The organism is Streptomyces sp. NPDC104309, from assembly GCF_055584025.1.
The window spans coordinates 1-11,453 of the sequence record NZ_JBVJMV010000093.1 but is presented as its reverse complement, the minus strand read 5'-3'; the positions used below and the strand labels follow the sequence as shown (position 1 = coordinate 11,453).

Here is an 11,453-nt window from a genome sequence, read left to right as displayed (position 1 = left end):
GCCTCTACCAAGTCGTCCGCGAACTGCAGCTACTGCTCGCAGCCTGGACCGGCGCCTGCCCCACCTGCCACCGCGACATACCAGCACTCGCACCACCCTGACCAAGCCCTACTAGGGCATACAGGGCAATACGCCTAGATCAAATGCCCTCTAAGCAGCAACCTCCCACCGCGGGGACGCTGCCCGGGACAGGAACTTGCAGAGCCCCGGCCGACCACAGGCCGTGAGAACCTGGCGCCATGAAAGCGAATCGCGGCCCCCTCGGCGATGAGCGGCGCGACCGCGGCCCCGAGCTGCCGCCTACCCGCGACGTCCTGAGCACCGGCAGCCTGGTGCGCGTGTCGGGCGCGGCCGCCGCGGGCTGCGGGGCGCTGTTCGGTCTGCTTCCCGTCCTCGCACTCATCGGCAGATTCGGCTTCCCCGACGACCCACCGGACTTCGTGCCGGTGTTCGGCGGCCCCCTCATCGCTGCGAGCCTTGGTATCGCCGTCTTCCTGATCGTGCTCGGCTACTCCCTGACCTTCCAGCAACTGGCGCTCGCGGACATGTACGCAGCGGCCGAGGACTCCCCCTCGCTGGGGAACGCGGTCGAGGTGCGTGGCCCCGTCAGCCGCACGCCATTCTTCCCGGCGGTCGTAACCAGCATCGTCATCGGTTCCCTTCTCCTTGCAACGGCCGGCGTCTTGCTCGCCGCGTCCGCCTGGCCGGCGATCGCGATGACTCTGCCCGTCCTGGGCGTGCTCTGTGTCCCGGCCGTACTCGCTCTGATCGCCGCCGACCGACGGTGGCGCCGCACGGCGGGCGAGCGCCTTCCCGCACAGGCCCTGGGCGAACAGGGCCACGCGCGGCTCCTCCTCGGCGACGCGGACACGAAGCTGCGGCAGCAGGTCAAGGCCCGAGACCGCGCCGAGGCCACCGACCTCGACCGCGCGAGCATCCCTGTGCTCGCGACCCTCGTCATCGCCATGCTCGCCATGATGAGCCCCTCGCTCTCGCCCACGACTCCCATCTGGAAACAGGTGCAGCTGGCCGGCGCCGGACTCGGCGTCCTGTGCCTGCTCCTCGTCCCCTGCATCGCGGTGCTCCGGGTCCGGCGACTGCGACGCACCCTCGTGCGGGTACGCCGCGGCGGAGCGGATGTGACCGCCATCGACCGCGCGCACGCGATCACCGCGACGGCGACTCAGGCGTCCGAGGTGCACGCGGCGACGACGGTCTGGGCGCTGCTGGGCGCAGGAGCGCTCGGCACCCTGATCCCCCGGACCACTGATATCGCGCCTGTACTGATCGTCGCGGGCATCTGGGCGCTCGGCTTCACCGCGCTCGTCGCGCTGTCGATGCGCTCGGACGCGGCCGCCCCGAAGCTCCGGGAGGAATTCGGCTACCGACTCCCGACCCAGACCTCCGGAAACGACAACACCTGGCACTGAGATTCAGGTCCGGTAGTTCGCTGGGAGCACGACTCCGGAACAGCTATGAGGATGGCGCTGTGCCACTCCGGTCCCGTCGAGGCGCGTCGGCCCCGGGTGACGAGGCCGCCCGCCGCGGTAGCGGGCGGGGTTCTGCCGTGGTGAACGAGAAGTTCACTGCCACCAGTTCGGGTCGCTTTGGAGGCGCTGACGCCTGGCGTGCGATGCCCCGCCCGGTGGCGCCGTGGTGCTGTCGATCGACGAGAAGACGCAGGTGCAGGCCCTGGACCGAACCCAGCCAGTGCTGCTGGTGGCTTTCGCAGCCACCGAAAAGCGCACCCACGACTACGTGCGGCACGGCACCACGAACCTGTTCGCCGCACTGAACGTCACGACCGGTGAAGTCCTCGGCGAGTGCAGGCCGAACCGGAACGGCGCGAACTTCCTGGCGTTTCTGAAGAAGGCCGTCAAGCCGCATGCGGGGAAGGAGATCCACGTCGTCCTGGACAACCTCTCCACGCACACCACCCCGGACGTGAAGGCATGGCTGGCGAAAAACGCGCACGTCCACTTCCATTTCACCCCCGTTGGGTCCTCATGGTTGAACCAGATCGAGATCTGGTTCGGGATCACCACTCGGCAGTCCATCCGCCGCGGCACGTTCGCAAGCGTCAACGTCCTGATTCACACAGATCCGCGACTACATCAACTCCTGGAACGAGAACCCGAGCCCCTTCACCTGGACCGCCACCGCCGACGAGATTCTCGCCAAGGTCCGACTCGTCCAGACCAGCGTGAAGAAACTCGTCAATAACAATTCGAAGTAACGCAATCAGGATCACGAGACACTAGTTGCGACCCCAGGGTGCGTCGCAATATGGGCGAGAATGACGACGCCGCGACGGTAGCTTCGCTGCAGCAGGCCCTCACCGAATAGGCCGGCCGCACAGAAGCACACACAGAGTCCGGTGGAGGTTGCTCTGTAGTTACCCGACATTTGTCCGGACCAGGCGTTCAGTCCCCCGAGGACGAAAAGGATCGAGGCTGTGAAGCGAGCAGATCGGATAGCATAATCAGACAGACAGACCCCCTAAGCAGAAATAGCGCCAGAACGAGAGTCTCGCATGGCTGGCATTTCGATCCTTCCTAGCCTTACCCGTCGATCAACCCTCCTCTGACCTGGTGTCTTCCGGGATGTTGTACGTTGACATAGCTCCGCCCGAGGTTCCAGTCTTTTGCAATTGAATGTCGTCTGCCGTGAGCGAATGCCCGCTGTCTCCCAGCTGGGAGCCGACCGCTTTGGGCACGATAAGGGCTTCCCCGTAAACGGGCACCGGAGGGGTCACCGCCGTGCATTCTCCGGTCGCTGTCCGCAAGTGCTGTGGTGTGGGAAGCGGTTGGTCGTGTCTGCCGCCCGGAAAATATCTGCGCCTCGGCCTGACACTGAGGTACGATCCGCCGGTGATCGATGAAGACGGGCACTTCGGAGAACATGTAGCAGAGCGGTACGACCATTCCACCGGTACAGAGTTCCAGCAGGACGTCATCGAGCAGACTGCGGACCTGTTGGCAGAACTCGCCGGCGGCGGACGGGCCCTGGAGCTTGGGATCGGCACAGGGCGCATCGCACTGCCGCTCGCGCGCCGGGGCGTTCCGGTCCACGGCATCGACATGTCTCGAGCGATGGTGGCCCGGATGCGGGCCAAGCCCGGCGGCGAGGAAATCGGCGTGTCGATCGGCGACTTCGCCACCACGACGGTGGACACGAAAGAAGATGGGCCCTTCTCCCTCGCCTACCTGGTGTTCAACACCATCATGAATCTGACCACGCAGGAAGCCCAGGTCGCCTGCTTCCGCAACGTTGCCGAGCACCTCGCGCCCGGAGGCTGCTTCGTCATCGAGACCACGGTCCCGGAACTTCGCAAGATCCCGCTCGGACAGAACATCGTGCCCTTCCATACCAGTTCGACGGGGTGGTCCTACACCGTCTACGACACCGTCACCCAGGACGCAACCTGCCACTACATCACGATCGGGGAAGACGGCCGTGGTGAGGCCCGCACAACCCCCTTCCGCTATGTCTGGCCCGCCGAGCTGGACCTCATGGCCCAGCTCGCCGGCCTGCGCCTGCGTGACCGCTGGGACAGTTGGACGCGCAAACCTTTCACCGAGAACAGCCGTCAGCACGTCTCGGTCTGGGAGAAGCCGATCAGCTGACGCCGCACGGTTCCGAGCACCTCTGAGCGCCAAATCCGGCCTGGTCGTCGCTGAGGCTCCGCGCATCTGCTGGCTGCGAGCCCTACGCTCTCAACCATGGCATCGACGGTCGAGAGCGCTTTCCCTCTCTTGTCCCTAGCCTGAACGTGATCACTACGGGCTGCGCGCAGACGCCCACCCGCCACCGGAAAGACGCCCCACCCGCCTCGGAATTTCGGTTACGGAGGCCCGAAGGTACGCCATGATGGGCGTGACCACACCGCCGACCCTCGGGAGACCCCAAATGTGCCGACTCCTCGGAACGACCCAGCTCCCCCACTGGCTCACGATTCTCGAGGACTCGACCACGCATGCACACCCTGAACATCGGCATTCTGGCCCACGTCGACGCCGGTAAGACCAGCCTCACCGAGCGGCTCCTCTTCGAAGGCGGCGCGATCGACCGGCTCGGCAGCGTCGACGCTGGCGACACCCGCACCGACGACGGGGAGATCGAGCGCCGGCGCGGCATCACGATCCGCTCGGCCGTCGCCGCCTTCACCTCCGGCGACGTCCAGATCAACCTCATCGACACCCCCGGTCACTCCGACTTCGTCGCCGAGGTCGAGCGTGCCCTGGAGGTCCTCGACGGCGCGGTGCTGCTGCTGTCTGCCGTGGAGGGCGTCCAGGCCAGGACGCGGGTCCTGCTGAAGACCCTGCGGCGGCTCGGCCTGCCCACGCTCGTCTTCGTCAACAAGATCGACCGGGCGGGCGCCCGCGAGACGGGCCTGCTCGACGACGTCCAGCGCCTACTCACTCCGTGCGTCGTCCCGCTCACGGGAGTCGAGGACATCGCCACGCCGCATGCCCGGGTCGTACCGCGTCCGCTCACCACACCGGGGGTGGCCACCACGCTCGCCGAGGTCGACACCGGCATCCTCGCCGCGCTCGTGGACGGCCCCGCCCCGACCGAGGACGACCTGCGGGCCGCGCTCGCCGCGCGCACCGCCGACGGCTCCACGCATCCGCTTTTCTTCGGGTGCGCGCTGGGTGGTCAGGGCGTCGCCGAACTCGTCGAGGGCATCCTCCGGTTCGTGCCGGCGCCCACGCCCGAGCGGCGCGGCACCACGGAGGCTCCCCGGGGCACCGTGTTCGCCGTACGGCCCGGCGCCGGCGGTGAACGGAGGGCCTGCGTCCGGTTGTACGAGGGTGAAGTGACGCCCCGGCAGCGGCTGACCTTCCTGCGGCGCGAGGCCGACGGGCGCACGACAAAGGTGACGGGCCGGGCGCTCGATCTCAACGTGGTCGGACGGCCCGGGACGTCGTCCCTCACCGCGGGGAACATCGCCGAGCTGCGCGGTGTCCCCGGCATCCGCGTCGGCGACCGGCTCGGGGAGGTCACCGGCAGGGCGCCCCAGTTCGCCGCCCCGACCCTGGAAACCCTGGCGAGGGCTCGGCACCCCGCCAAGGCGGCGCTCCTGCGGTCGGCGCTGCTCACCCTGGCCGACCAGGACCCGCTGCTGCACGCCCGGCCCGCGGGCTCCGGCGCCACCGCGCTGCTCCTGTACGGCGAGGTGCAGAAGGAGGTCATCGCGGCGACGCTCGCCGAGGACTTTGGTATCGAGGCGGACTTCGAGCCGAGCCGTGTGCGGTTCCTGGAGCGCCCGGTGGGCACCAGGGAGGCGTACGAGGAGATGCCGTGGCTCGACCAGACGCACTACATGGCCACCATCGGCCTGCGCGTCGAGCCGGGTGCCCGCGGTTCGGGCACGGTCTTCGCGTACGAGACCGAACTCGGCGCCCTGCCCCGCGCCTACCATCAGGCCATCGAGGACACGGTCCACGCGACGCTGCGCTCCGGCCTGCACGGCTGGGCAGTGACCGACTGCCGGGTCACGCTCGTCCGGTCCGGCTTCTCCTCACAGCACAGCACGGCGGCCGACTTCCGCGCGCTCACCCCATACGTCCTGCGCCGCGCCCTGAAGCGGGCGGGCACACGGGTGTACGAGCCGTACCACGCCTTCGAGGCCGAACTCCCGCTGGACGCACTGGCGCCGGTGACGGCTCGGCTCGCCGCGTACGGAACGGAGTTCGGGGAGACGACGGGCGGCCGTACCGCATGGCTGATCACCGGCGAACTCCCCGCGCGGCACGTGCGGGACGTGGAACTGTGCCTGCCGGGGCTGACGCGCGGCGAGGGCGTGTGGTGGTCACGGCCGTCGGGGGACCGGCCGCTGCGGGCGGAGCGTTAGTCTGAGGACTGTCGGTGGCAGATGCGGCGAAGTAGTCGCCAAGGGCACCCCGTAGGCGGTGTTGTTGGTGCGCATCACGACATGCTGCCAACAGTCCCCCACCTGAACAGTCTTCCGACGGCCGCTCAGCCATGCCGCGAACACCGCAGTACACGCGCCAACGAGCGATCGGGTCCGTACCCTGGGCGGCGTCACCTCGCCGCGCAGCCTGGTCCCAAGTCCCGACGAGACCTCCTACCCGGCCCAGCGCGGTGAGAGTCTGACGGGGCAACAGACGGAACTGATCGAGCAGTTCGCCACGCGCGGCGTGTACGACCGGGAGAACGGCAAGTGGATTCTGCCCGGCTCAGAGGCGTCGTCCCAGCCGCGTTCCGCCCCGGCGCCCTCGTCCTCGGCCGCACCGTCGGGCAATCGCGTGCCGTTGCCCTTGCCGAAAACGTCATCCATTGAGGTCATGCGGCATGTCGGTACTCGTGGACAATGCCGCCGAGGCGATCGCGGCGGCGGATGTCGAGGCCGGCGATCTCGTCCGGATCGGTGATCGGCGTGGGCAATGGATGCAGCGGGCGGGCATTCGCGATGCCCTGATGCGGCCGATGGGAGTTGTAGAACTGTTCGAACGCGCGCAAGGCGTGGAGCAGATGCCGTTGATTCCAGATCAACGTGCGGTCAAGCAGCTCGCGTCGGCAGGTCTGCACCCACCTCTCCATAATCGAGTTCATTCTCGGCATCCGGACGCCGCTGAGCACAACCTCGATGCCCGCATCGGCGAGGATCGCGTCGAACAAGGCGGGGAACTTCCCGTCCCGGTCCCGGATCAAGAACCGCGCCCGGCAGCGTGCGTCCTCCAGGTCCATGACGAGATTCTTCGCGGCCTGCGCCACCCAGGCGGTGGTCGGGTGTGCCGTGGCGCCCAGAATCCGGATCCGCCGACTGCCGTGCTCGATCACTGCGAGCACGTACGTCCGTGCCCCGGACAAGGTGACCGTCTCGAAGAAATCGCACGCCAGCAGGGCGACGGCCTGCGAGCGCAGGAAGTCCGCCCATGTACTTGAGCTCCGTTGGGGTGACGGATCAATCCCGGCCTCCCGCAAGATTTCCCAGACCGTGGAGGGGGCCACCGTCACGCCCAGCACCAGCAGCTCGCCGTGGAGGCGCCGGTAGCCCCACGTGGGATTTCCCCGTGCCAGGCGCAGCACCAGGGCACGGATGGAGCGCACGGTGCGGGGCCGACCCGGGCGCTTCGGTTTGGACTCGGCGGTGTGACGGCGGGCGACCAGGTCGCGGTGCCAACGTAGCACCGTGTCCGGCCGGACCAGCAGCCGCAGCCTGCGCAGCACGTCCCGCGGCAGCCGGTGCAGCAGCGCCGCCAGGAACGCCCGGTCGCTCGGGCTGAACCGCACCTTCTCCTTACCGAGTTGGCGCTCCAGCACCGACAGTTGGTGGCGCAGGGCGAGGATCTCCACGTCCTTGTCCCGATCGCTCATCGGTAGCAGGCGCAGCATGGCGAACGCGTTCGCCATGCCCAAGTAGGCCAGTCGCAGCAGCACGATTGGTCATCATGCCGCGTTGATCGACAGCCGCGCGACGGCGCAGACTCGACCGACCGCGCTCGACATCCCGTACACCCTGCACACCAGCTCCGACCAGGGCGGATGAGGTTATCGGCAAGCGCAACATCGGCGGGAAAGCCCTTGGCGGAGATGCCCTCGGCGGCGAGCTGGTCGGCGAAGCTGTCCAGGCGTTCCCTGTTGCGGGCGATCAGGGCGACATCGAATCCCTTGGCATCGAAGGTGCGGGCGATCGCGAGGCCCATTCCGGGGCCGGCGCCGACGACGGCGATGGTGGGCATGCAGGACTCACCAAACGATCAAGAGATCACCTTCAGAGCACGTCGGTGGATCGAGGCTAAGCAGCTCCGCCTGCGGCTGTATTCCACCGCTGGCCAGCTGGTCACCACCGGCCGGCACCGTCGGCTCAGGCTCGCCCGCACCTGGCCATGGAACGATGTGATCATCGACGCCCTCGACTGGCTTCAGATCCTGCCGAACCCCGGCTGACCAGCAGACTCAACCGTCCCGACGAGCCTGGACGCCCCCACCAGAACCGTGAAAGCCGGAGCCTACCCGACGCTACAACCGGGCCGTCTGCCTGCCCTGATCGCCAAAACCACCACCAGTCACACCACAAAGGGTCCGTCAGCAAGCTGACGGACCCCTCATGAGCGATCGAGGTTAAGCCCAATACCGGTAACTTAGAAGTCATCTCATTTGGTGGTCTCGGTAGACTGTCGCTCATGGTGGGGATCGTTGAGCGGCTGGTGCCGGATGAGCTCTGGGAGTTGTTCCAGCGGGTGGTGCCGGAGGCGCCCTCGCGGCCTCAGGGTGGCGGTCGGCGTCGGCACGGTGATCGTGAAGTGCTGGCCGCGATCGTGTTCGTGGCCACGTCAGGATGCACCTGGCAGCAGTTGCCCACTGCTTCGTTCGGGCCGTCAGGGGCCACAGCCCATCGACGGTTCTCCGAGTGGTCGAAGGCCAGGGTGTGGGCCAAGCTCCACCGCGTAGTGCTTGACGAGCTCGGCTCCCGAGGTGAGTTGGACTGGTCCCGCTGCGCGATCGACTCGGTGAACATGCGGGCCCTGAAAAGGGGGACCTGACGGGTCCGAATCCTGTCGACCGGGGCAAGTATGGGTCGAAGATCCATTTGATCACCGAGCGAACCGGTCTGCCCCTCTCCGTCGGAATCTCGGGGGCGAACATGCACGACAGTCAGGCCCTGATCCCGCTCGTGCAGGGAATTCCGCCAATCCGATCCCACCGTGGACCGCGGCGCCGCAAACCGGGGAAGCTTCACGCAGATAAGGGCTACGACTACAACCACCTGCGGCGCTGGTTATCCCACCGGGGTATCCGGCACCGTATCGCCCGCAAGGGGGTCGAGACCTCGCATCGACTCGGTCGGCACCGGTGGACGATCGAACGGACGATGGCCTGGCTCGCCGGCTGCCGTCGACTCCACCGCCGCTACGAACGGAAAGCCGATCACTTCCTGGCCTTCACCAGCATCGCCTGCACTCTCATCTGCTACCGCCGACTCACCAGATGAGGCAGACCAAACAACTTCAGAGCCTGCGCAAGCCCGCGCCCCACAGAGCAGAATCCTGCATGGCCTCGGCCCGACTATCTGCGCTCAACACCCTGCACAGGAACTGCGTCATGCCGCAGTCAAAGCGCGTCCAAGTGTCGTCGCCGTGACTGAAGAGCACCACCGGCCAGTCCTCGGGCTCGCCGTGGGCGAGCCAGCAGTACAGGTCAGCACTACCATCCGCTCCCCAGACCACCAGATCCCCGCCTGCTGCATCGATGCCGTTGGGTTCGGTGTCCATCCACGTAGCTCGCGCGTCCGCGGTGATGAACCCCATGCCGCCTTTCGGGGCTCCCGGCTCGTCACAGGTCTCAGGAGGCACGGTCGAAGGAACCAACACACTCAGATCCAGATCCGACAAACCATCACCGTAGTGCGCGAGGAACCCCTTGAAGTCTGAGGGGAACACGAGCCCCCAGGCCGTTTGCACAGCCTCCCAGTGCACCATCGCCCCCGCTCCGACCGGCGGCGGCATCAAGCGGATCAGACCGGCGAGGCCATCACGGTCAATCATGTCCTTGCTCCGTCCATCCACCGGGGCGACTCGCATCGATACCCGTGTGAGTCAACCGCGACCGACACCCTATCTCGGCCAAATGAGATGACTTCTTAGCAGCCCTGCCCCTTTCAGGCGGGCGAGTGCCAGGTCGAGGAGGCGGTCCGCCCTGCCGTCTTCGGTGAGGCGCTCGCGGAAGTCGGCGAGCACGCTGTGGTGGAAGCCGGGATCGTCCAGCTCCAAGGCCATGGCGTACTTGAAATCGATGCGGCAGCGGACTGCCTCCGCTGCCTGCCGGTCCGACATGCCCATCAGGAACTGCAGAACGCAGACGGTGGCCAGTTGGGCCGGCGAAAGCCCGGGGCGTCCGTCACGCGGGTACCAGCCCGCGAAGTCCTCGTCGCACCACAGCCCGTCCAGCCGGTCTCTCACCCACATCGCCGTCGTACCGCCTGGGTTGCTTGCCCGGGCGATTCGCGCGGTCAGAGAAGGGACTTGCTCACCGGAACGGGGGCGGAGCGACAACGGACACCTCGGTTGCTGCATCGGTCTTCGGAACAGCCCCGAGCATGCCCACTGATCACGCAGGCGCACTGGAAAACTCCAAGATCCCCGACAGAGTCAAGCTAAGTTCCTGGCATTGGGTGAGAATCCCCTCGGCTACTCGGCGATCAAGCCCAGTGGCCGGGGCCGCCTCGGTCACCGTCATGGCCTGCACCACTCCAGCACCGCCATTGCGCTGTGCATCTTGTTCTCGGCCTGTTCGAAGGCGATGCTGGCGGGCCCGTCCAGGACCTCCGCAGTGACCTCCTCGCCGCGGTGCGCGGGCAGGTCGTGCATGAAGACGGCCTTGGGGCTGTCCTCCCACAGCGCCGCCGTCACCTGGAACGGCGCGAACACGGCCCGCCAGTCGGGGTCGGGCTTGCTGGTGCCGGTGGTCTGCCAGCGGGTGGTGTAGATGACGTCGAGGTCGCCCGGCAGGTCCGCCACGTCGTGCCGCTCCCGGAAGAGTGACCCGTGGCGGGCGGCCTGAGCGGCGGCCCGCTCGCGGTAGGCGGGCGCGAGGCCGTACCCGGGCGGGGTGCGCAACTCCAACTCGGTGCCGGGGAACCGGGTCAGGGCGAGGGCGAGCGCGGAGGCGGTGTTGTTGCCCTCGCCGACGTACAGCACCCGCAGGCCGTCGATCCCGCCGAACCGGCGGCGCATGGTGGTCAGATCGGTGAGCGCCTGGGTGGGGTGCTCGTCGGCGCTCATCGCGTTGACGACCGCCATCCGGTCCTGGGCCGCCCAGACGCGCATCTCCGCGGGGGCGCCCGCGGTCCGCGCGACCAGCACGTCGAGCATGCGGGACATTACCCGGCCGGTGTCCTCATTGGTCTCGCCCGTGTTGAGCTGGAGGTCGCCCGGCCCGTACGCGACGATCCGGCCGCCCAGGCGCAGCGCGCCGCTGGAGAACGCGGTGCGGGTGCGGGTGGAGGTCTTGCTGAAGTAGATGCCGACGATATCCCCGTCGAGCGGGGCCACCGGGCCAGCGGTGCCGGCCGAGAACTCGGCGCCGCGTGCGACGAGGGCGTGCAGGTCGGCGTCGGTAAGGTCGTCGATCGAGATCAGATGCCGTACGTGTGCCACGGGTTCCTCCTGGCGGGACGGGGGTGGGCGGGGTGGCGGTCGGCGTCGAGCGCGGTGCGCGCTCAACAGGCGCGGGCAGGCTCAGCCGACGTGGTCGCCGTCGAGCTGCTCCACGGGGGCGACGTCCTCGGCCCGTGCGGCCTCGCTCGTGGCCGCGGGCCGCCGGTCGAGCCCGAGCACGAGCGGTACGGCCAGCACGCTGATCGCGGTGAGGAACACCCAGGGCAGCGCTGCACCGCCCTCCAACAGCGCGGTGAGCAGCGCCGGGGCGAGGGCACCGCCGACCGACCAGGACAGCTGGTAGACGCCCAGATAGCGGCCCCGCAG

At 67.9% G+C, this 11,453-nt stretch carries 10 protein-coding genes and 3 pseudogenes; 6 read left to right on the top strand and 7 right to left on the bottom strand.

Annotated elements, in window-relative coordinates; all coding sequences use genetic code 11:
- Positions 1-239: 239 nt before the first annotated feature.
- The 4 genes from ACZ68L_RS45520 (at position 240) to otr(A) (ending at position 5,857) form a co-directional block, all read left to right on the top strand.
- Positions 240-1,430, top strand: coding sequence for a hypothetical protein (locus tag ACZ68L_RS45520; protein WP_469590593.1), 1,191 nt, complete (start codon positions 240-242; stop codon positions 1,428-1,430).
- 193 nt (positions 1,431-1,623) lie between these two features.
- Complete coding sequence (locus tag ACZ68L_RS45515; RefSeq protein WP_469590596.1) at positions 1,624-2,223, top strand: IS630 family transposase; 600 nt, start codon at positions 1,624-1,626, stop codon at positions 2,221-2,223.
- 647 nt (positions 2,224-2,870) lie between these two features.
- Positions 2,871-3,626: a class I SAM-dependent DNA methyltransferase gene (locus ACZ68L_RS45510; RefSeq protein ID WP_469590590.1), complete on the top strand. Its 756-nt coding sequence runs from the start codon at positions 2,871-2,873 to the stop codon at positions 3,624-3,626.
- 350 nt (positions 3,627-3,976) lie between these two features.
- Positions 3,977-5,857 carry a tetracycline resistance ribosomal protection protein Otr(A) gene (gene otr(A), locus ACZ68L_RS45505; RefSeq protein ID WP_469590586.1) on the top strand — a complete coding sequence of 627 codons (1,881 nt, stop codon included), beginning with the start codon at positions 3,977-3,979 and terminating at the stop codon, positions 5,855-5,857.
- Between the two features lie 234 nt (positions 5,858-6,091).
- Here otr(A) and ACZ68L_RS45500 read toward each other — a convergent pair whose 3' ends face one another.
- The 3 genes and pseudogenes from ACZ68L_RS45500 to ACZ68L_RS45490 all read right to left on the bottom strand — a co-directional run.
- Positions 6,092-6,313 (bottom strand): hypothetical protein, encoded by a 222-nt coding sequence (locus ACZ68L_RS45500; RefSeq protein ID WP_469590582.1) that lies wholly within the window; start codon positions 6,311-6,313, stop codon positions 6,092-6,094.
- Positions 6,310-7,407, bottom strand: coding sequence for an integrase core domain-containing protein (locus ACZ68L_RS45495; RefSeq protein WP_469590578.1), 1,098 nt, complete (start codon positions 7,405-7,407; stop codon positions 6,310-6,312). Before ACZ68L_RS45495 ends, ACZ68L_RS45500 begins: the two co-directional genes overlap by 4 nt.
- Positions 7,408-7,580: 173 nt before the next feature.
- A pseudogene (locus ACZ68L_RS45490) lies at positions 7,581-7,673 on the bottom strand (SDR family NAD(P)-dependent oxidoreductase); the annotation flags it as partial.
- 61 nt (positions 7,674-7,734) lie between these two features.
- On the opposite strand from ACZ68L_RS45490, the pseudogene ACZ68L_RS45485 reads away from it, so the two are divergent.
- Together ACZ68L_RS45485 and ACZ68L_RS45480 are read left to right on the top strand one after the other, a co-directional pair.
- Positions 7,735-7,917: pseudogene (locus ACZ68L_RS45485) on the top strand (IS1380 family transposase); the annotation flags it as partial.
- Positions 7,918-8,153: 236 nt separating this feature from the next.
- Positions 8,154-8,962, top strand: a protein-coding gene (locus ACZ68L_RS45480; protein ID WP_469590577.1) for an IS5 family transposase whose coding sequence is annotated in 2 segments (ribosomal slippage) — positions 8,154-8,502 and positions 8,502-8,962 — 810 coding nt in all. Because the reading frame shifts where the segments join, the coding sequence is not laid out codon by codon here.
- A gap of 16 nt (positions 8,963-8,978) precedes the next feature.
- On the opposite strand, the gene ACZ68L_RS45475 is transcribed toward ACZ68L_RS45480, so the two are convergent.
- From ACZ68L_RS45475 to ACZ68L_RS45460, 4 genes and pseudogenes are all read right to left on the bottom strand, one after another.
- Positions 8,979-9,515, bottom strand: a complete 537-nt coding sequence (locus tag ACZ68L_RS45475) for an SMI1/KNR4 family protein (RefSeq protein WP_469590574.1) — start codon at positions 9,513-9,515, stop codon at positions 8,979-8,981.
- Positions 9,516-9,584: 69 nt separating this feature from the next.
- A complete protein-coding gene (locus ACZ68L_RS45470; protein WP_469590572.1) occupies positions 9,585-9,929 on the bottom strand; it encodes a transposase in 345 nt (114 codons plus the stop codon).
- Positions 9,930-10,202: 273 nt separating this feature from the next.
- Positions 10,203-11,126 carry an ornithine carbamoyltransferase gene (locus ACZ68L_RS45465; protein ID WP_469590569.1) on the bottom strand — a complete coding sequence of 308 codons (924 nt, stop codon included), beginning with the start codon at positions 11,124-11,126 and terminating at the stop codon, positions 10,203-10,205.
- Positions 11,127-11,207: 81 nt separating this feature from the next.
- Positions 11,208-11,453: pseudogene (locus tag ACZ68L_RS45460) on the bottom strand (hypothetical protein); the annotation flags it as partial.

Bases quoted from the DNA above. Each gene is read 5' to 3' on its own strand.
- ACZ68L_RS45520 (WP_469590593.1), top strand. From the start codon at position 240: ATGAAAGCGAATCGCGGCCCCCTCGGCGATGAGCGGCGCGACCGCGGC.
- ACZ68L_RS45475 (WP_469590574.1), bottom strand. From the start codon at position 9,515: ATGATTGACCGTGATGGCCTCGCCGGTCTGATCCGCTTGATGCCGCCG.
- ACZ68L_RS45500 (WP_469590582.1), bottom strand. From the start codon at position 6,313: ATGACCTCAATGGATGACGTTTTCGGCAAGGGCAACGGCACGCGATTG.